This is a genomic window from Megasphaera sp. AM44-1BH, from assembly GCF_003467125.1.
GTDB lineage: Bacteria > Bacillota > Negativicutes > Veillonellales > Megasphaeraceae > Megasphaera.
In genome coordinates this window covers 66387-87732 of sequence record NZ_QSFA01000007.1, presented here as the reverse complement: position 1 = coordinate 87732, position 21346 = coordinate 66387, and the positions used below count along the sequence as shown (strand labels likewise).

Genomic DNA, 21346 nt, shown 5'->3' with positions numbered 1-21346 from the left:
CATTTTCCAGATTGGTAACCGAATATTTGCGCTTACGTGCTTCTTCCTCAATCGCATCAGCATTGGATTTAACCTGGGTATCGAGAGCGGAAAGGTTAGCCCCCACACTATTGGTTTGGACCACATAGTTTCCGGTCTTCGTTGTATCATCGTAAACAGCTTCCGCTTCTACTTTCCCTGCTACCGATACATCACCACTAGAGGTGATATCACCAGTAGAAATCGAACCGGAAGTCAATTGCCCACGGATTTCCATGTCTTTGACTGTCTGGTTTTCTTTAGTGCCTACAATCAAATCGCCGGTGCTGGAAATATGAAGGGCCGTGCTGGTTTTCTGGTCCGTCATGTTTTGCTGGATTTCAGTAATGGCATCAGCACTGGCCTGAAGGCTAGTTTGAACTTGCTGATTAGATTTTTGAATATCTTCCTGCAGGCTCGTTATCCCGTTATCTACCCCTTCTTTGGTATAAACCGTTTGCTGATTGCCACTAGTATCAGTTACCGTCGCCGTATCCGCTGCATAGCTATATCCTCCGACGGGGAACAGCAGAAGTGCTGCTACGGCTGCCAGTGCAGCCCGTTTCGCCATGCGGCCCGTGCTCGTGGATTTGCTCGTGCCTTTGGCTAATTCCGAAGCTACGACGTAGCAATTTCTTGATTTACTCCAGATGACTTTAAATATCTTATTCATGTGTTCGCTTCCTTTCTGTATAAAAATTCATCTATATCTCTAAATTTGCGTACAAAAATAAGACCTCACAAAAAATCTGTTTTTTCAGAATTTTTATGCTTCTTTTTTAAAAATAAACTTAAAATATTCTTCCTGGAATTGGCGGTATTTCCGTTTTGCCAGCGGAATCTGATATCCCTGGATTTCGATATAATCGCTTTTGATGACATGAATGGCCGCCTGATTTACGATATACCCTTTGCCCGGTGAAATAAACTGGCCGGGAGAAATGGAATCCAGTGTCGCAAGCAGCTGTGCCAGGGCCTGGCGCGTCTCCAGAACCGCCCCATCGTGGGTATATACTTTCTGGATATGGCCTTTACTTTCTACAAACAGGATGTCATTGATTTCTTCCACCTGTATGCCGCCCCCAACAAGACGGAAAATGATTTTTTTGCTATGCCGCTGCCGGATGCTTTCCATGACCCGGTTCATAGCCTGATCAAACTGTTTTTGTGTAAACGGTTTGACGAGGTAATGCGCGGCCTGGACACCGAAGGCATCGACTGCAAACTCATCGCTCGTCGAAAGAAAGATGATTTCCGCCCGGCTTTTCTGGTTTCGCATTTCGGTTGCGACATCAGTTCCCAGCATACCGGGCATACAGATATCGAGCAGTACGATATCAAAATTCATTTCTTCTTCAAAGGCATCCAGAAACAGCATGGCATTATCATACCGGGAAATTTTGATTTCATACGTGCTGTCTGCAAAATACGTACGCACGGCGTTTTCCATGATATCCAGCTGTTCCGGTATATCGTCACAAAGGGCAATCCTCAGCATAGTATACCTCCTTTCAATATATGATATGAGCATCCGTCATTTCTCATTGCACTTGCATTATATCACGTGCTTTCCTTCGAAAAGCTTTCGTGTCATTAAAAGTGCATTTTTTGTCACAAGTGGGATTTTCTCATATTCACTCAGGTAAATTTACTGTTTCTTTTCATTTCTTCCGTCCTGATATGGGCAGAAGATAGATTTCAACGTTCTTCTCTTTTGATGATATTAGTATATAACAAAACATGTTCTGTCGATAGTATACTTTTGTATATACTTAGGGGATGCAGGACGGGAGAACCACAAAAAGCGGAACAAACTGGCGTATTTTTGTCAAGCCGGTTCATGCCAGGAAATTCCCGGTTCTCTTCCAGACTCCCCCACATATAGTATATGATGCAGAACTTTTTCTAATCTTTCTGCCAGAAATAGAGCCGCCGTCTGCTATCTGACCGATATACCGTTGGGGACATACTATGCCAGAAACTTGTCCTGACCGTAATACAAAGTGATTACTAGTTGACAGTTCAACATTTGCAGCAGAAAAGAAAAACTTCGACATCCGGCGGTAAGCAGGGAACAAAACCGGCCTGCTGCCCCAGGTTCCCGGGAAGCCAGTTCGTTTCACGATAAAACTATCAAAAAGTTGGTTGCTTTCATAAAAATTTATTGACAATCCCTGTATTTACAACTATAATGAATGTCATCAATAGAACACAGGGCGATGAAGCCCGGCTGTGCACACACCGTAGCGTGCTATAGCCGGGCTTTTCTGTTTCTCTATTGATAATCATTTATTCGTACTGCAATAGAATAAGAGCAGGCAGGTTGTTTCGAGGGGAAGTAAAAGGCTTGTCTGTATGAGGGGACAAAGAGGTCCTGCCAGCATCAACCTCCACGTGCTGTGCAGGGCCTCTTTCTTTTGCAGTCCACCAGAGGGGTGACAGGTATGAAAAAATTTTGGTGTTTGTTTTCCTGGTTCCTGCTCATAGCGCCTACTGCACTGGCTGCTGACGGGAGCGGAACCATCGACACGGGGGATACGGCCTGGGTGCTGATTTCCGCCGCCCTGGTCTTCATCATGACCCCGGGCCTCGGCTTTTTCTATGGCGGTATGGTCCGCAGTAAAAACGTACTGACGACGATTATGCAGAGTTTCTTCATCGTCGCCATGATTTCTGTCGAATGGATTATCCTGGGATATGCCATGACATTCGGCACCGATATCCACGGCTTTATCGGAAGCCTTGACAAAATCGGGCTGGCCGGTGTGGGCATGCAGTGCCTTTCCGGCGGTACAATTCCCGAACTGGCCTTTGTCGCATTCCAGTGCATGTTTGCTGTCATTACGCCGGCTCTGATCACCGGCGCCTTTGCCGAACGGGTCAAATTCCGTGCTTTCTGCATTTTTATCTTGTTATGGGCTATCTTCATTTACAACCCCATGGCTCACTGGGTCTGGGGCGGTGGTTTCCTGGCCCAGCTCGGCGCACTCGACTTTGCTGGCGGACTCGTCATCCACATCCTTTCCGGTGTATCGGGACTCACGCTCTGCCTGCTCATCGGCAAACGCCGCGGTCTCGGCAAATATCCTATTATTCCGCACAATATGCCCATGGTCGTCCTGGGAGCTACGCTCTTATGGTTCGGCTGGTTCGGCTTTAACGCCGGCAGTGCTCTCGGTGCCAATGCACTGGCAGCCAGCGCCTTCATCTGTTCCCAGGCCGCAGCGGCTGCCGCTACCGTTTCCTGGGTCCTCATCGAATGGTTCATCAATGGCAAACCGACCGTCCTGGGAGCCGCATCAGGCTGCATCGCCGGTCTCGTAGCCATTACGCCGGCTGCCGGGTTCGTCGCCCCCCTTCCGGCTCTCTATATCGGTGCTATCAGCGGTATCGTCTGCTATCTGGCCGTTGCCGTCTGCAAGAGCCGTCTGGGCTATGACGACGCCCTCGATGCTTTTGGCATCCACGGTGTAGGCGGCACGTGGGGTTCCATCGCTACGGGCCTCTGGGCTACGGTAGAAGTCAATCCGGACGGGGCCAACGGCCTTTTCTATGGCGATGCCCACCTCCTGATGGCACAGGTCATTTCGACAGTCGTTGCATACGCGCTGGCTATTATCGGATCTGTCATCCTCTACAAAATCATCAGCCTCTTCACGAATTTCCGTGTCGATGCCGATGAAGAAGTGGTCGGTCTCGATATCAATGAACACGGCGAACGCGGTTATATGCAGCAGACATTATAATATGGACAGCAACGGCCAGTGTCACACCCTTACCCAAGCACTGGTCTTTGCTGCATCAGCTGCGGGATTGACATGACGATCCCAAGACGTGTTACATGTATCTCCTTAACAAACAATCCCGCCGCTGATGCTATTTATAGATATATTTCCCAATGCAGGAGTGATTGTATATGAGAAAAATTACAAAGATAGACATCGTGACCCGTCCGAGCAAGCTGGACGAACTCAAAGCCGCCCTGAACGCCATCGGCGTCATGGGCATCACGGTCAGCCAGGTCTATGGCTGCGGCACACAGAAAGGCCACATCGAAGTATACCGGGGCAAGGAATACAAGGTAAATCTCCTCCCCCATATCAAAGTGGAAACGGTCGTCTGCGAAGTCCCTGTCGATGACGTCATCGAAACGGCCATGCGCATCTGCCAGACCGGGGAACCGGGCGATGGCAAAATCTTCGTGTTCAACGTAGAAGATGCCGTCCGTATCCGCACGGGAGACCGCGGTGCCGAAGCCATTATGGATGAAAAAGAACCGCCTGACACGGATTTCTGATACGACGAAGAGGCCGCTCTGCGAAGCAAAATGCTTCATGGAGCGGCCTCTTTTCGTATAGAATCTTATGGGATTTCCTTTATCCTTCTACCGATTCCAGAGCTTTTTTGATTTTAGCTGCCACGCCGGTCATTTTATAAGCCGGGATGGAGCAGACGCCGAGGCGGATACCCCGTGCCAGAGGAGCAGCGAAAATCAGGTCATCCCGTAGTTTTGTACAGGCATCGGCTGATTTCAGCGTCGGGACGGAGATGAAAAATCCGGCTTTGTAGGGTACGAAGTCGAGATTGCATGCCCGGGCTTCTTCCATGAAAATATCAGCACGACGGCGGATATTCTGGAAATATTCATTTTCTTCCGTTTCCAGTTCCTTGAGCAGCGCCGGATCCCGGCGTACGATGGACAACAATGTCATGGCAGCCCGGTTGATATTGGACCAGGATGTACGGGCCGAATATTTTCCCACTTCCTGAAATTCATCGATGACATCTTTGCTGGAAGAAAGACCTACGAGGGCACCGGCCCGCTGGCCGTAAAGGGTAAACCCTTTGGACATACTGTAGGCAAACATGACGAAGATGTGTTCCGGCAGATGGCTGAACTTCTTCATAAAGGTGCGGACTTCATTCTTATCACCCGTATAGGCAATATAGGCGATATCGACGAGGATGCTGATGCGTTTTCCATTCTTTTCGTGGAACCGGCACACATCGAGCACTTCTTCCCAGTCCCGGTCCGACAGGGCAAAGCCGGTCGGGTTATTGGCCGGTGTATTGAGCATGATGAGCAGAGAATCCTGCTGGCGCAGAATGGCCGCTACAGCCGAGGAAAAGGAATCGATATTGAAGGAGTGGCTGTCATCGAGCATGGCAAAGGTCGTGAGGTGACGGCCCACTTCATCGCAGAGATTGTCGTAGACGGACCAGCGCCAGTCCGTCGTCAGGACCTGGTCCCCTACTTCGGAATAGTTGCTGATGGCAATATGCACGGCCCCGGTACCGCCAGCTGTGGCAATAGCAGCCGCATAGCCATCGGGACGCTGGTCTTCAAAGGTCGCATCGATGACATCGCTGCGGTAATCGGCCAGCCCGATTGGCGGCGCATAGGTAATAAAATCGCTCATAGGCAGTGATTTGTACACTTTTTCAACGACGGGCAGACAGGCGACTTTTTCATCGTCGCCGGCATAACAGCCTACGGTGGCATTGACGACATGTTCGATGCCATATTTTTTTATGGCTTCTTTTGCCGCCGCGCTGGACGAAAATACGACATCATTTAATTTTTTCCCTTCCCGGCTGGCAGCTGCCATATATGTTGACATAACAGGACCCCCTCCAAAGCAAAAGCGTAAGTATTCTTTTTTATTATACCACGTAATGCCCGGTTTACATATATTTTTATGTAATTCACTCTTTTTCTTTCTGTTCTTCTGGTTTTGTCACGCTGGCCTTTTTTATTCCCTTCATGCCCAGAAGGTCCGAAAGGAGTTCACTCTGACTCAGTTCTTCTCCCACGTGTACGTTCAGTTCCAGTTCGACATTTTCCTCTTCTTCTCCGGAAAGCGTATGAAAGGAAAGAAGGGTCAGCTGATGACGCTGCAAGTATTCGGAGAGACGGCGGGACTGCCCCACCGTATTACGCATGGTCAGGTGCAGCACATAGGAATGGCGGCCCCGTTTCCGCATCATCTTATCCAGGCGGACAAATACGGTAAGGACGATAAATATCAACACCGTCGCAGCTGCTGCCGTCACCAGATAGCCGGCACCGACGACCAGACCGACGGCAGCTACGCCCCAGATGCTGGCCGCTGTCGTCAGGCCCTTGACACTGTGCCCTTTCTGATTGGCCAGAATCGTACCGGCGCCCAGGAATCCTACGCCGGAAATGACCTGGGCGGCAATCCGTTCCGGATCCGAACGGGTATAGCCATAGACAGAATAGAAATCGAGGGCGATATTGATAGAAATAATCATGCACAGGCAGGCGCCGAGACAGACGAGGATATGCGTACGCAGACCGGCCGACTGGCTCCGGGCCTCCCGTTCGTACCCGATCAGGCCTCCCAGGATAATAGCCACGACGAGCCGTATGATGCTGTCACTGGTACTAATCATCATGGGCATCACTCCTATTCATCAAAAAAGCGAAATCTTCACTTTTTCTTTATATTAGTTATAGTATAATATACGTCGGAAGGAAAATCTACGTTCTGCGCTTATATAGTGTTTCTATATTCCTTATACAGAATGTGTACAGAAAGGAGTCCTCCTGATGGGTAAACATATATTTTATCTCGATAACCTGCGTACGTTTATCATTTTCCTGGGCATCCTCTGTCTGGCCGCCGGTTCATTCCTGCCGGCTCCGTTTATGCCGCCTCATTATGTCTTTGCCGGCCAGCAGGGTACTATCGTTCCCTTTTATTATCTCTTTTATGAATTTGCCATGGCCCTGGTCATTCCCGTTCTCTTTTTCCTCAGCGGCTATTTCAGTGCGTCGAATCTGCGTATCCGCCTGCTGCAGCCTTATTTCAGGGGACGCTGGCTTCGTCTGGGCTGGCCCTTGCTGTTTGCCATAATTATCATGATGCCGGAAATAGCCTGGATCAGTGCCCGCAGCACGGGATACAGCGCAGGATTTTTCACATTTCTTACACAGCGCTTCCTGGGCCGGGGGTTTACCCTGGGAGTGTATGGATTCCTGGCAGTGCTCCTGTTGTTCACCCTGCTGCTCATAGGGGCCAAGAAAATCAATCATCAGGCCCTGCGTCATGCGGAACAATCGTCTCCGTCCCCGCTGTTCCTCATCCTCTTTGCCGGGGCTCATCTCATCCTGTCCCTCGTCGTCTACTTCGGCCTTCTCGGCCTGTCGCCGCAGGGTCTGTCCTCCATTCAGGCGTTCTTTGCCGGTCTGGGCTTCCAGCCTAGCTGGCTCATTACGGCCGCTTTGTACTTTCTCCTCGGCATCTATGCAGCCAAACACCGTTGGTTCATCCCGGGCGGTTACGTTCCGGGGAGTGTCTGGATGATCGCTGCCATTGGTTTTTGTGTCCTGTACAATGTATTTCCCTACTATCACGTCGTCATCCTCGCCTTCCTCTCTCTTTCGGGCACACTGGGACTGATTGCCGCCTTTGCCCGTTGGGGAGATCAGAGTTCACAATCGCTTCTCACCCTGTCCCATATGGCATATCCTGTATGGTACCTGAGCGAACCGGTGCTGGAAAACATCATGTATTTCCTCCTGCCCCTTACGATTGCCGCCCCGCTCAAACTGATACTGGCCCTGGGCCTGACGTTATTCTACGGCTATTTCGTCTACAAATACGCCTTATGCCATCTCGGGTGCTTTAAAACGCGGTGACCGGGATTTAAATAATTCGTTAATTTTTCCCCCTCTGCTGGCACAAAGACTCCTATCTATGCTATGATAGAACAAGTCAGATTATATATTTTCTTTTTTAGATAAGGAGTTGGATGAATTCTATGGATACATTGCTGCAATTAATGGAAGTCTATGGATATGCAGCCATGTTCGTGGCCATGGTAGCCGAAAATGCCAATATTCCCATTCCCAGCGAAGTCGTACTCGGTTTTGCAGGGTTCCTCATTTCCCAGCATATTTTCGATTTCTGGACGACCTTTATTATCGCCTGTGCAGCCGGGGTAACCGGCTCCGTGCTGAGTTACTGGCTCGGTTCGTATGGCGGCCGCCCTCTGCTCTTGAAATACGGCAAATATATTTTCTTCAATGAAAAGAAATTCAATATGGCCGAAAAGATGTTCAATAAGTACGGCGGCATTGCCGTCATCATCTGCCGTTGCCTGCCCGGTGTGCGGACGTTCATTTCCTTCCCGGCCGGCGTCGCCCGCTATCCCTTCGGCCGGTTCGTACTGTTTACGATTATCGGCACCATTCCCTGGACACTGCTTCTCGTCTGGGCCGGCTCCGTACTGGGCAGCCATTGGCGCGACCTGATCCAGTACAATCATCAGCTGCTCATCGGGATGGGCATCGTCTGCGCCGTCATTGCCATCGTCGGTCTCTGGAAATACCGCCGCAGCCGCAATCACCGCCAGACGGAATAAGCTGTATCACCTGCTGCCGCATCATTCATCATGCGGCAGTTTTTTTCTGATATATTTCAGGATGTAGAAAGGAGTTTTCTATGAAATCCCGCGGTCTCTTACTCGCCATCGCCATAGTCAGCCTGCTGTTTTTCCTGACTGGCAATGGGTCTCTGCCTGTCACCGACCCGGTAGAATCGAATTATGCCCTGACGGCAAAGGAAATGGTCTTGTCCGGTGACTGGATTTCTCCCCGGATTTTCGGTACATTCTGGTATGATAAACCGGTTTTCATCTACTGGATGCTCAGTCTGTCTTACACGCTGCTGGGATTCAGTGATTTTGCTTCCCGTCTGCCGGGAGCCGTGTTTGGCATGGGGTCGGTCGTCCTGTTTTCCTGGTATCTGCTGCGGCGCGGCACGCGGCGGGAGCTGGCCGTCCTGGGAGCAGCCGTCATGGCCACCAGTCTGGAAGTCTGGGCTGTCTCTCATTCTATCATTACCGATCAGATTCTCTTCTTCTTTACAGAAGCCACCCTGTTTTCTGCTTATATCGGGCTTACAGAAAAGCGTTCCTCATATATGACGGCCGCCTATGCCATGGCCGCTCTGGCAGTCCTTACCAAAGGGCCGGTCGGCATCGTCCTGCCCGGTATGTTTTTGCTGGCCTTTGCCGCCCTGCGCCGTGACATGTCACTGCTACGCCGGATTTTTCAGCCTCAGGGCATCGTCTTATTTCTCCTGCTCTGTCTGCCCTGGTACGGTATCATGTATCATCTGCACGGGACAGACTTTATCGACGGATTCCTGGGACTGCACAATATAGCCAGGGCCACCGCATCGGAACACCCGGAAGTCAATGTCTGGTATTACTATCTGGTACTCATCCCCGTCAGTCTGCTTCCCTGGACAGGGCCTGCGCTCTACGGCGCATGGCGCCACCGTCATGACGGCACCGAATATCAGTTCATGATGATCTGGGCACTGGGAACGATATTGTTCTATACTCTCGTCGCGACAAAATATCCCACCTATGCCTATATTGCCAACATACCGCTGCTCCTATATGCCGTGCTGGGCATTGGGGACTTGTATGAAAAAAACAAAACCCGCCTCTGGACGATTCTCACCGGGCCTGCCATCTTCTGGTGGCTGCTGTTTGCTGCAGTGCCTTTATTTTTCAAAAAGACCGCCTTTGTCCCCGGGAGCTGGATCGGGCTGTATATATTCATTCCCCTGTCCATCGTCCTGCTCCTGGCTTCCCAGAAAACCCATGCCTTTCCGGCACTGCCGGTCATGACAGCTGTCGGCACGGCTGTCATCTACATTCTGGTCCTCTATCAGGGGCTGGTGCCGTTCTATGGCTACCGATCGGCATCGGTTTTCCAGAGCCAGGAAAACGTACTGCAGGGACAGCTCTATTTCTTTGAAGAGTATCGCACATCCTTCACTTATTACACGGGCCGTACGGCCTTGTATACTGAACCGGCCGGATACGATGAAAATGCCCGGCTGCACCGTTCCTCTGTCTGGGCCGGCAAACATCCCTTCCCGGAAGAAGACAGCGCTCATCTCATGGCGCGCCTTACGGCAGGGGAAATGGTGACTATTCTCGTGCCACGGGGGCGCTATGACGACTATATCCAGTCGGAATTTTATCCGCTCACCCGGGAAGCGGGAAAAATCGGCGCCTGTTATGTGTTTTATACGAAGGAGGCTTTGCCATGACTATAGAAGATTTTATCCGCTCACTCCGGACGTATACCAGTCCGGCCGTATGCAATCCCTGGCGGGATTATGACCTGCAGTGCGATCTGGGCCCACAGGCACCAGAAATCCGCTGCCGGCAGCTGCAGGAATATCTGGCACCGCGTATCAGCCGCGCTCGTTATCTCTTTGTCGCCGAAGCCGCCGGATATCAGGGCTGCCGGTTTACGGGCATTGCCATCACGTGTGAACGGATGATTCTCGACGCCCACAAGCAAGTGACCAGTGCCATGGTCCTGGGCCATGCGGGACAGCGCACGAGCCGTCCTGACTCTCCGTATATGACCAGCCGCCCCCAGAGAGATCACGGCATGAATGAACCGACAGATACGTACGTATGGGGTGCTATCCTGGATAACGGACTCGATCCGCGGGATGTCCTGCTCTGGAATATTTTTCCATTTCATCCCCATAAGGCTTCGCCTTTTTCCAACCGCACGCCGACAGATGATGAACTGGCGGCAGGCCTTGCGTATACGCGCCAGCTGCTCGCACTCTGTCCGCAGCCGCTGCGCATCGGCGCCATCGGCCGCAAGGCAGCAGAGACGCTGCAAAGCGCCGGCATCGATGCCGTTGCCACCCGTCATCCGGCCAATGGCGGAGCCGGCCTGTTCCGGAAACAATTTGCCGATCTGATTAAACCTATGTAAAACGAATTCCATTGCCTATCCTGACGGGACCGTACTGCCATGAACTCCGTGTTCATGGTGTGCGGTCTTTTTTTGCATACCCTATACAGGTAGAGAAATCACACGAATCATCTATACGTTTATTTTATGATTATTTATCATAGTTAAAATGATTTTATTTTATCGTGTGTTCAATAAAAGGTAAGCTATTTTTGCGATTATTCTTTATTTTTATCAATGTATACAATATTATTTTTGAATTTTTTATTGACATAACCACATTTCACCTTTATAATAAATTCCAATCTGTACAACGTTTATCGTATGCGTTATAAAAATATGTCTGCGTTGTACCGGGGGGATATGAAGAGGGGGAATCGATATGTATAAAAAATTACGCGATCTGCCGGCACCGCAGGGGCTGTACGATCCGGCATTTGAACACGATGCCTGCGGCATTGGCTTCGTCGTCAATATGAAAGGAAAAAAATCCTATGATATCATAGACCAGGCTCTGACGATTCTGGAAAATCTGAAGCACCGTGGTGCCGAAGGCGCCGATGCCCAGAGCGGCGACGGCGCAGGGATTCTCGTACAGATACCGCATCAGTTTTTCTGCCGTGAATGTGACGTCCTGGGCTTTACCCTGCCGCCGGAAGGAGAGTATGGCGTCGGTATGATTTTTGCCCACCGCTATGAAACATTCCGCAAGAAACAGATGGAAGAATTCGAAAAAATCGTCAACGAAGAAGGCCTGTCCATCCTCGGCTGGCGTGACGTACCGGTCGATGAAAGCCTCATCGGGAGCATCGCCAAGACAATCCGGCCTCATTTCCTGCAGGTCTTTATCCGCAAGGATCCGGCTCTTACCAACCCGATGGATTTTGAACGCAAATTGTATATCATCCGCAAGATGGCAGAAAAGAAGATCATCCCGGCCAGCCAGGAAAAGGGCTCCGATTTCTACATCGCCAGTCTGTCTTCGCGGACGATTGTCTATAAAGGCATGCTGACCTCTATCCAGCTGCGCCATTTTTATCTGGACCTGTCCGACCTGGATTTTACGACATCCATGGCACTCGTCCATTCCCGTTTCAGCACCAATACCTTCCCCAGCTGGGCCCGGGCCCATCCGAACCGCTATATCGTCCACAACGGGGAAATCAATACCATCCAGGGGAATGTAAACTGGCTCAATGCCCGGGAAAGCAAATCCAAATCCAGTGATTTCCCGGACCTGGAAAAAGTCTTTCCCGTCGTCGATGACAGCGGCAGCGATTCGGCCATGTTCGACAACTGTCTGGAATACCTGTACATGACAGGGCACTCCCTGCCCCATGCCATGATGATGATGATTCCGGAACCGTGGGAAAAAGATCCGCTCATGAGCAAGGAAAAGCGGGATTTTTACCGCTATCACAATTTCATGATTGAACCGTGGGATGGCCCGGCCGCCATCGGATTCTGTGACGGCATCGTCATCGGCGGCATGCTCGACCGCAACGGCCTGCGTCCTGCCCGGTACTACGTCACCCGCGATGACCGGGTCATTGCCAGTTCGGAAGTGGGGGCTCTCTCTATTCCGCCGGAAGAGGTTCTCTACAAAGGCCGTCTTCAGCCGGGGAAGATGCTCCTCGTCGATACGCAGCAGCAGCGCATCATCGACGACGAAGAAATCAAACAGCAGATTGCCACGGAATTTCCTTATGGGGAATGGTATAAGAAGCACGTCATCGATCTGGACGATCTCATGTCCCGCCAGAATCTCATCGGCAGCGACAAAACGATCCCTTATGATCTGAAAGAGCAGGAAATGGTCTTTGGCTATACGCAGGAAGATATGGACAAAATCATCCTGCCCATGGCCCGCGATGGCAAGCAGCCCATTGACTCGATGGGCATGGACGTATCCCTGCCCGTCCTTTCAGACCGGCCCCAGCTGCTGTACGATTATTTCCAGGAAAACTTCGCCCAGGTCACCAATCCGCCTATCGACGGCGTGCGGGAAAATATCGTCATGAGTTCGCTCGTCATGGCAGGGAACGTCGCTAATATCATGGATCCCGATGATGAAAACACGGCCGCTCTCTACCTGAAACGGCCCATTCTCACCAATGAAGAAATGGCCGTCATCAAGTCTCTCATGACGGATAAGCTCCACACCTCGGTCATTTCCATGCTGTATCCCGTAGGCGGCGGCCCCGACGCGATGGAAACGGCTATTGAATCACTCTGCATCGATGCGCTGAAAGCCATCCGCAACGGCGCCAATATCCTGATTCTGTCCGACCGGGGCATCAACTCCCGTATGGCCGCCATCCCGGCCCTGCTGGCAACGGCCGCGCTCCATCATTTTCTCATCCGCAAGACCGTCCGTTCCGACGTCGGCCTCATCCTGGAATCAGGGGAACCGCGGGAAATCCATCATTTCTGCACCCTCGTCGGCTACGGCATCACGGCGGTCAATCCCTATGTCGCCCTGGAATCCATCAAGGAACTGGCGGCGAAAAAGAAGCTGGGAAAAATATCCTGTGAAGAAGCACGGGAAAACTATATCCGGGCTGCCGTCAACGGCATGCTGGCCGTCATGTCCAAAATGGGCATTTCGACCATCCACAGTTATCATGGCGCCCAGATTTTTGAAGCCGTCGGTATCAGCCGCGACCTGATCCAGAAATATTTCGTCAATACACCCAGCCCCATCGGCGGTATCGGCCTTACGGAAATAGCCAGAGAAAACGCACTGCGTCATGAAGCGGCATTTTCTGGCAGCGACACACTGCCCAAAGGGGATATCTACCAATATCACAAGGGCGGCCAGGCGCATATCATCGACCCGCAGGCAGTCCAGCTGCTGCAAAAATCCTGCCGCACCAATGACTATGACCTGTACCGCGAATATGCCGACCGGGTCAATACGTCGTCCACATATCGTCTGCGCGATCTGCTGGAATTCGTCTATCCTGCGGGCTGCAGCATCCCTATCGAAGAAGTCGAGTCGGAAGATAATATCGTCAAACGGTTCCGCACCGGCGCCATGAGCTACGGTGCCCTCAGCAAGGAAGCCCACGAATGTGTGGCCCGGGCCATGAATCGTCTCGGCGGCATGAGCAATACTGGCGAAGGCGGCGAAGACGCAGCCCGTTTTGATACGGATACGAATGATAAGATCAAGCAGGTCGCTTCGGCCCGTTTCGGCGTAACCAGCAACTATCTGGTCCATGCGGCGGAACTACAAATCAAGTGCGCCCAGGGTGCCAAGCCCGGTGAAGGCGGCCATCTGCCGGGCAGCAAGGTCTATCCTGACATTGCCAAAACACGCCACGCCACGACCGGCGTCGCCCTCATTTCCCCGCCGCCTCATCACGATGTTTATTCCATCGAAGATCTGGCCGAACTCATTTTTGACCTGAAAAATGCCAACCGCAATGCCCGTATCGGCGTCAAGCTCACCAGTGGCGCCGGCATCGGCACCATTGCCGCCGGCGTCGTCAAAGCCAAAGCCGATGAACTGACTATCAGCGGCTTCGACGGCGGTACCGGGGCATCACCGCGGACCAGTCTGCGCCATGCCGGTCTTCCCTGGGAAATCGGCCTTTCGGAAGTACAGCAGACACTGCTGCTCAATCAGCTCCGCGACCGGGTGCGCGTCGAAGTGGACGGCAAACTGCTCACGGGCCGCGACGTAGCCATCGCCGCCCTGTTCGGTGCCGAACTGTTCGGATTCGGCACGGCTCCCCTCATGGCCATCGGCTGCCACATGCTCCGCGTATGTCATCTCAACACCTGCCCGTACGGTGTCTGCACACAGAATGAAAAACTGCGGAAGAATTTCAAGGGCAAGCCAGAATATATCATCAATTTCATGCATTTCATCGCCCGGGACCTGCGGGAAATCATGGCCCGTCTGGGCTTCCACAAAATCGACGATATGGTCGGCCGCTATGATCTCCTGAAACAAAAAGATGCTGCACCGAACTGGAAGGCCGCTACGGTCAACCTGAAGCAGCTCCTCTATCGTCCGTACACGGATATCCACATCGGCCATCATTTCACGACACCCCAGGACCATGAAATTTCCAAGACCCTGGATATGTCGAAACTGGTGCGCATGTGCCGTCCGGCGCTGGAACAGAAGAAACACATCCGTGCCCGCCTGCGCATCAAGAACACAGACCGTGTCACCGGGACCCTTCTTGGCAGTGAAATCACGCGGCGCTACGGGGAAGAAGGGCTGACAGAAGATACAATCAAGCTCTGTTTCGTCGGATCAGCCGGTCAGAGTTTCGGCGCATTCATTCCCCGTGGTCTGACCCTGGAACTGGAAGGCGATGCCAATGATTATCTCGGCAAGGGCCTCTCAGGTGGCAAGATTATCGTCCATCCACCAGTAGAATCGGTATTCCCTGCAGAAGACAACATCATCATCGGCAACGTAGCTTTCTATGGCGCGACCAGTGGCGAAGCCTATATCAACGGCATCGCCGGTGAACGGTTCTGCGTCCGCAACAGCGGCATTACGGCTGTCGTCGAAGGCGTAGGCAATCATGGCTGTGAATACATGACCGGCGGCCGAGTCCTCGTACTGGGCCGTACAGGGCGGAACTTTGCCGCCGGCATGTCCGGTGGTATCGCTTACGTATACGACCTGGAACCGACAAACTGCAACCAGGACCTGGTGCATCTGGGAGATCTCACCGATGAAGGCGAAGTCTCCATCGTCAAGGACATGCTCGCCCGCCATGTCCAGTACACCGGCAGCGAACTGGGCCGCCGTCTCCTGGAAAACTGGGAAGACACCCAGGGCCGCATCACCCGCATCATCCCGACGGCTTATGAAGAAATGCTGGCTCTCATCGAAAAAGCAAAGGCTGAAGGCCACACAGATAAAGAAGCCCACATGATTGCGTTCCAGACAAAACACGGAAAATAATCCCAGCAGTACATAAGAAAAACCGGCAACGACTGCGCGCCTTTATGGCGCAGTTGTTGCCGGTTTCCCTGTTCCAGTTTTATTTCAGAAATGATTCTATCTGGCTGGCTTTGAGCACCCTGCCAGCTGATACCACTTTTTCATCTACGACAAGAGCCGGCGTGCTCATGACGCCGTACCGGGCAATCTGGGCAAAATCCGTTACGTCCAGCATTTCGGCATCAATGCCGAGATGCTGGACGGCTTCTTTCGTCACAGCCAGCAGTGCTTCGCATTTGCTGCATCCACTTCCTAACACTTTGATTTTCATCATACATTACCCTCCTGACTTATTTTTTCTTTCAATCCGGCAATACGACACCGGATTTGTTCCATGACATCGATATAAGCCGCATCATCTTTCCCTGTCGGATCTTCCAGTCCCCAGTCTTCATGATACCTGCCCCGGACAGCCGGGCACTGTACGCCACATCCCATAGTGATGACCCAGTCTGCACGGGGAAGTTCGGAAATCAGCTTGGGCCTCTGTCCGTTTTTTATGACATCTATACCATATTTTGCTGCCATCAGCCGTACGACATCGGGATTGATGGCATCTTTACTATGCGTACCGGCAGAATAACTGGAAAAAACATCTCCTGCCATCGCTCTCCCGAATGCCTCGGCAATCTGGCTGCGGCAGGCATTATGGGTACAAATAAAGGCAACAACGGGTTTACGTTTTTTCATATGAGAACCACCTCTTTGTGTGATTAGCAATCCTGACTAACGCCAGCATAACAGGAACTTCCGTCAGCACCCCTACAGTTGTAGCCAATGCTGCCGGACTGGCTGTACCGAACAAAGCAATGGCTACAGCAACAGCCAATTCAAAAAAATTAGAAGCGCCGATCATGCCCGCAGGAGCCGCGATTTCAAAGGGAAGATGTATGACTCTGGAAGCTCCATAAGCTATGAAGAAAATAAAAAATGTCTGAATCGTCAGCGGGATGGCAATGAGGACAATATGAAGCGGATTGCTAAGAATGATATTGGCCTGAGAGCTGAAGATAATGACCAGCGTCAATAATAGCCCAACGGTCGTAGCCCCATCAAATTTATGTACAAAAACCTGTTCCAGATAATCCCGGCCTTTACTCCGGACAACCTGTATCCGTGTAATAATTCCCGCCAGCAAAGGCAGGACGACAAATAAACCGACACTGATAAAAAGTGTACTATACGGAACGATAACCTGCGAAACGCCCAGAAGAAATTTTACGATAGGCACAAAGGCTATCAGGATAATGAGATCATTCGTAGCTACCTGAACTACCGTATATGCCGGATTCCCATGGGTCAGCGTGCTCCAGACAAAAACCATGGCCGTGCATGGTGCTGCACCCAAAAGGACAGCGCCGGCCAGATACTGTCTCGCCAGTTCTGGTGTCATAAAACTGGCAAAAACATCATAGAGAAAAACATACGCTATAAAATACATTGTAAATGGCTTAATCAGCCAATTTGTAATCCAGGTGACAAATAATCCTTTGGGGTTCCTGCCGACTTCCCGGACACTCTGGAAATCTACTTTAATCATCATGGGATAAATCATAATCCATATCAATACGGCAATGGGGATTGATATGCCCGCAATTTCCATGCTCCCCAATATGGCAGGTATTTGCGGGATACTATGTCCGATCAGTATTCCCACTACCATACAGAGCAGAACCCATATTGTAAGATATTTTTGAAAAAAATTAATTCCCGATTCTTTACGATTCATACGATTCACCTCACGTCTTATGTGATATTACCGGTCTGCGCCTGTTGCGTCCTCATCGGAACAGGGCTCCGCCTTCCGGTAGCAGTCAGGGCCGCAATTCAGGGAATCAATAAAGGAACGGAACGCCGTAAGGACATCACAATTGAGGGAATAGTAGGTATTCTTCCATTCTTTACGGCTTTTTACCAGTCCACATTCTGTCAGTATTTTCATATGATGAGACAACGTGGGCTGGGTGATCTGAAAATGTTCCAATAACTTACAGGCGCACATTTCTCCTTTTGTCAGCAGCCCGACAATCTGCAGACGGTTGGAATCCCCCAGCGCCTTACATATGAGGGACACATCTATAGCATTCATTTTACCACCTCACAATAATACATATCGTAGAGCATTGAAACCGTATCCGACCAGAATGATTCCCACTACACAGATGGCTACAAAGACGCCCAGCAATTTTGGCTTTACGGCCTTGCGCAGTAAAATCAGGGACGGCAGGCTGAGTGTCGTCACGGCCATCATGAAACTGAGGACAGCACCGAGAAGAGCCCCTTTTCCCAGCAGTGCTTCGGCAATGGGAATAGTTCCAAAAATATCAGCATACATGGGAACGCCTACCAGCGTCGCAAGGATGACGCCCCATTGATTCTGACTCCCCAAAACGGTTTCGACCATGGTTTCCGGAATCCAGTTGTGAATCAGTGCTCCTATGCCTACGCCAATCAGGATATAGGGAAATACTTTTTTAAATGTCCCGGTCATCTGGTCTCTGGCAAATGACAGCCTGTCCCGTACGGTCAGTTCAGCCGGTTCTATATCCGGGCCGGCAACAGCCTGACGGATAAAATCTTCGACCTCATTTTCCAGATGCATCCGTTCTATAACCGAGCCCCCTATGACGGCAATGATAAGGCCAAACACGACATAGGCCGCTGCAATCTTATACCCAAAAATACTAATCAGCAGGACGAGACTCCCCAGATCTACCATAGGCGACGAAATGAGGAACGAAAAGGTAACTCCCAGCGGAAGGCCGGCACTGGTAAATCCCATAAACAGCGGAATGGATGAGCATGAACAAAAGGGAGTAACCGTTCCCAGCAAAGCTCCCATGATATTCGCCCCGATTCCATGAAACTGGCCCATAATTTTCCGGCTCCGCTCGGGTGGGAAAAAGCTCTGGATATACGAAATAGCAAAAATCAGGACACAGAGAAGCAGAGTAATCTTGATGACATCATATAAAAAGAACTGCAGGCTGCCACCCAGCCGGCTCTCTATATCCACGCCGGCCCATATCAATCCATCCGCAACCAGACCGTTCAGCCATTGCATCCCTAAAATCTGATTTTGAATAAACAACCACATCATACGCACCTCCTTCTTATCACATTTATCTTCATCTATGTGATAAGGATACTACTCACATTGATATTTGTCAATATGATTAGTGGATGAGGCGGCAAAAAAATATACCTGCCACCGGCAAAGTATAGTATAATAGTATCATTCTCTCATGAAAGGATGATAGATATGTATATTGATGACGCTGAAGGGATGGTATTCCGTCCTCCCAGTGAAGCCTATAGTTTTATATTGCGTGCCACCATCGGTTGTTCCCACAATACGTGCACGTTCTGTCCTATGTACAAGGAATCGCGGTTCCGGATGCGTCCCCTTGCAGAAATCGACGGCATCATTGAACGCGGTGCCGCTGCGTATCCTTATGTGCGCCGTGTATTTATCGCCGATGGCGATGCCCTGGTCCTGAAAACAGAAGACCTGCTGCATATCATAAAAAAATGCTACGATTTATTTCCCCGCCTGACCCGCGTCGGTGCCTATGCGACTCCTGCGGACATCGACCGCAAGACGCCGGAAGAACTGGCCGCACTCCATGAAGCCGGCCTTGGGATTCTCTATACGGGAATCGAAAGCGGCGACGATGCCGTTCTCACACGGGTCCATAAAGGCACGACGGCAGAACTCACCGTGCGGGCCGGTCAGAAAGCGCTGGCCGCGGGTTTCAAATTATCTGCCATGATTCTGCTCGGTCTGGGCGGGCAGGAACGAACCCACGAACATGCCCTGCACACGGCAGAAGTCGTCTCCGCCATCAATCCTACTATGCTCAGCGCCTTGTCCCTTATCATTCCTGAATTTGTTCCCCTGTACAACGAAGTGCTGGATGGCACCTTTACGCCTCTGACGGCCCGGGGATTTATCCGGGAACTGGACGAGCTCCTGCGCCATACGGAAATGACCGAACCCTGTATTTTCCGCAGCAACCACGTTTCCAATCTCTATCCCGTAGGCGGCACGCTGCCCAAAGACAAAGAAGCCATGCTCCAGGCACTGGAACAGATGATGCCCCACATGGACGATACGACTCCCATTCTGGGCGACGTAACGCATTTTTAAAACAAAAAAACAGAGGATGCTGCAATACAGGCTTTTAGAGCCATTCTGCGCATCCTCTGTTTTATTTTTATATATTCTCTTTTAATGCTGAGCCGGAACGGTAATGGTTTCGCGCTGTTTTTCTGCATTCCGCGCTTCTATCTTATCCATATTGCGGGCAAAAACCCCGGCCAGGATCGACCCGGTGACCTGATGGATAGCGGCACCGACAGCGGCCGGAATGGCCACGGCCGGAGCAAAGAAGACAGAGACGAGGGAAATAGCCAGAGCATCGTTCTGCATGCCGACTTCCAGTGTAACGGAGTGCTGCTGTTTTTTGCCCAGTCCCAGTTTACCCGTAACGAGATATCCGATGAGAAAACCGCCCAGATTATGAATGAGTACCATGAGAATGATGAAGAAACCCATTTCCAGAATCTTGGCACCATTGATGGCAATAACGCCGCCGACGATGACCAGTACGCCAAAAGCTGAAATGAGTACCAGTACTTTCGACAATGAAGCAACGTGCTTCTCCCCCATGACGCGATGAACGATAAGACCCAGAACCAACGGAACCAGAATAACTTTCATGACCGTCATGGCCATGGCAAAGAAGGAAACTTCAACCCACTGGCCAGCCAGTCCCCAGACGATAAAGGGCATCATGATGGGGGCCAACAGGGTCGAACAGGTCGTGATGGATACGGACAGTGGCACATCAGCCTTTGCCAGGAAGCCCATGACGTTGGATGCCGTACCGCTCGGGCAGGACCCCAGCAGAATCATGCCGACTGCCATTTCAGGCGGCATCTGAAAAGCCAGCACCAGACCATAGGCCAGAAGCGGCATAATCGTGTAATGGGCCGTGCAGCCAATGAGGACTTCCTTCGGCCGTTGCAGGATAAGTTTGAAATCTTTGGCATGCAGCGTCATCCCCATGCCAAACATGATAACTCCCAGAAGCAATACCGTATGCGGTACAGCCCATAAAAATGCGCCCGGCATAAAATATGCCCAGATGACGACAAGGAATACGATGTACGTCAGATTCTTTCCTACAAAACCACTTAACTTCCCGATTAAATCCATCATATAAATCCCCCCGATGATACTGTACGAATGAAAACATAACTATACCCCAATAACAAATCCTGCAGCTGCTCCGACTTTTATAAAAAAAACACGCTTTGCCTCTGTAAAAGAGACAAAGCGTATAGCTCTGCGGTACCACTCTTATTGTCGTAACGACCCCTCTGTGCATCTCCGGAGCCCCCGCTCCTTGCAATGCCTGACCCGATAACGGTGGTCTTCCGGCTGCGTCTACTTGCAAAGCGTTCGGGCAGCTGCTCATGGGTGACTTCACGGTATCTGCCCATCCCGTCTCTCAGCCTGCAACGGGTCTCTGTCATGGGGGAATACCCTTACTACTCCCAGTCAACACTGTGTCTGTGGATTTGTT

General features: G+C 51.2%; 18 protein-coding genes and 1 other annotated feature. Of the genes, 8 read left to right on the top strand and 10 right to left on the bottom strand.

Going from position 1 to position 21346, the window contains the following annotated elements; translation table 11 throughout:
- Positions 1–691: ESPR domain-containing protein (locus DW949_RS06630; protein WP_199595781.1), on the bottom strand; the 691-nt coding region annotated here is incomplete at its 3' end.
- A 93-nt stretch (positions 692–784) separates the two neighbouring features.
- On the bottom strand, positions 785–1516 hold the full coding sequence (locus tag DW949_RS06625; protein ID WP_059076562.1) for a LytTR family DNA-binding domain-containing protein: 732 nt from the start codon (positions 1514–1516) through the stop codon (positions 785–787).
- A 946-nt stretch (positions 1517–2462) separates the two neighbouring features.
- Between DW949_RS06625 and DW949_RS06620 the strand changes: the two genes are divergently transcribed.
- Positions 2463–3764, top strand: coding sequence for an ammonium transporter (locus DW949_RS06620; RefSeq protein ID WP_118022455.1), 1302 nt, complete (start codon positions 2463–2465; stop codon positions 3762–3764).
- Positions 3765–3934: 170 nt separating this feature from the next.
- On the top strand, positions 3935–4315 hold the full coding sequence (locus DW949_RS06615; RefSeq protein ID WP_118022454.1) for a P-II family nitrogen regulator: 381 nt from the start codon (positions 3935–3937) through the stop codon (positions 4313–4315).
- Positions 4316–4394: 79 nt separating this feature from the next.
- Here the strand turns inward: DW949_RS06615 and DW949_RS06610 are convergent, their stop codons facing one another.
- A complete protein-coding gene (locus tag DW949_RS06610; protein WP_118022453.1) occupies positions 4395–5639 on the bottom strand; it encodes a pyridoxal phosphate-dependent aminotransferase in 1245 nt (414 codons plus the stop codon).
- Between the two features lie 85 nt (positions 5640–5724).
- A complete protein-coding gene (locus DW949_RS06605) occupies positions 5725–6438 on the bottom strand; it encodes an MgtC/SapB family protein (RefSeq protein WP_233539515.1) in 714 nt (237 codons plus the stop codon).
- 154 nt (positions 6439–6592) lie between these two features.
- On the opposite strand from DW949_RS06605, the gene DW949_RS06600 reads away from it, so the two are divergent.
- The 5 genes from DW949_RS06600 to gltB all read left to right on the top strand — a co-directional run bounded on the left by DW949_RS06600 (position 6593) and on the right by gltB (position 15716).
- Positions 6593–7684: an acyltransferase family protein gene (locus tag DW949_RS06600; protein ID WP_118022452.1), complete on the top strand. Its 1092-nt coding sequence runs from the start codon at positions 6593–6595 to the stop codon at positions 7682–7684.
- A 122-nt stretch (positions 7685–7806) separates the two neighbouring features.
- Positions 7807–8409 carry a DedA family protein gene (locus DW949_RS06595; protein ID WP_118022451.1) on the top strand — a complete coding sequence of 201 codons (603 nt, stop codon included), beginning with the start codon at positions 7807–7809 and terminating at the stop codon, positions 8407–8409.
- An 80-nt stretch (positions 8410–8489) separates the two neighbouring features.
- Entirely contained in the window at positions 8490–10115 is a 1626-nt protein-coding gene (locus DW949_RS06590) for a glycosyltransferase family 39 protein (RefSeq protein ID WP_118022450.1), read from the top strand.
- Positions 10112–10804: a uracil-DNA glycosylase gene (locus tag DW949_RS06585; RefSeq protein ID WP_118022449.1), complete on the top strand. Its 693-nt coding sequence runs from the start codon at positions 10112–10114 to the stop codon at positions 10802–10804. The genes DW949_RS06590 and DW949_RS06585 overlap by 4 nt, the downstream gene beginning before the upstream one ends.
- Positions 10805–11165: 361 nt before the next feature.
- Positions 11166–15716: a glutamate synthase large subunit gene (gene gltB / locus DW949_RS06580; RefSeq protein WP_118022448.1), complete on the top strand. Its 4551-nt coding sequence runs from the start codon at positions 11166–11168 to the stop codon at positions 15714–15716.
- 79 nt (positions 15717–15795) lie between these two features.
- Here the strand turns inward: gltB and DW949_RS06575 are convergent, their stop codons facing one another.
- The 5 genes from DW949_RS06575 to DW949_RS06555 are packed head-to-tail and all read right to left on the bottom strand — an operon-like array spanning position 15796 to position 18855.
- The gene (locus DW949_RS06575; protein ID WP_233539514.1) at positions 15796–16029 is read right to left on the bottom strand and encodes a thioredoxin family protein; all 234 of its coding nucleotides are present in this window, start codon (positions 16027–16029) and stop codon (positions 15796–15798) included.
- Positions 16026–16445: an arsenate reductase ArsC gene (locus tag DW949_RS06570; RefSeq protein ID WP_118022447.1), complete on the bottom strand. Its 420-nt coding sequence runs from the start codon at positions 16443–16445 to the stop codon at positions 16026–16028. Before DW949_RS06570 ends, DW949_RS06575 begins: the two co-directional genes overlap by 4 nt.
- Positions 16432–17484, bottom strand: coding sequence for an ACR3 family arsenite efflux transporter (gene arsB, locus DW949_RS06565; protein ID WP_118022446.1), 1053 nt, complete (start codon positions 17482–17484; stop codon positions 16432–16434). The genes DW949_RS06570 and arsB overlap by 14 nt, the downstream gene beginning before the upstream one ends.
- Before the next feature lie 27 nt (positions 17485–17511).
- Complete coding sequence (locus tag DW949_RS06560; RefSeq protein WP_118022445.1) at positions 17512–17844, bottom strand: helix-turn-helix transcriptional regulator; 333 nt, start codon at positions 17842–17844, stop codon at positions 17512–17514.
- A gap of 9 nt (positions 17845–17853) precedes the next feature.
- Entirely contained in the window at positions 17854–18855 is a 1002-nt protein-coding gene (locus DW949_RS06555; RefSeq protein ID WP_233539513.1) for a permease, read from the bottom strand.
- A 162-nt stretch (positions 18856–19017) separates the two neighbouring features.
- Between DW949_RS06555 and DW949_RS06550 the strand changes: the two genes are divergently transcribed.
- Positions 19018–19905, top strand: a complete 888-nt coding sequence (locus DW949_RS06550) for a radical SAM protein (protein ID WP_118022443.1) — start codon at positions 19018–19020, stop codon at positions 19903–19905.
- A gap of 81 nt (positions 19906–19986) precedes the next feature.
- Here DW949_RS06550 and DW949_RS06545 read toward each other — a convergent pair whose 3' ends face one another.
- Positions 19987–20979: a bile acid:sodium symporter family protein gene (locus tag DW949_RS06545; RefSeq protein WP_118022442.1), complete on the bottom strand. Its 993-nt coding sequence runs from the start codon at positions 20977–20979 to the stop codon at positions 19987–19989.
- Between the two features lie 105 nt (positions 20980–21084).
- Positions 21085–21334, bottom strand: a binding site (T-box leader).
- Positions 21335–21346 lie beyond the last annotated feature (12 nt).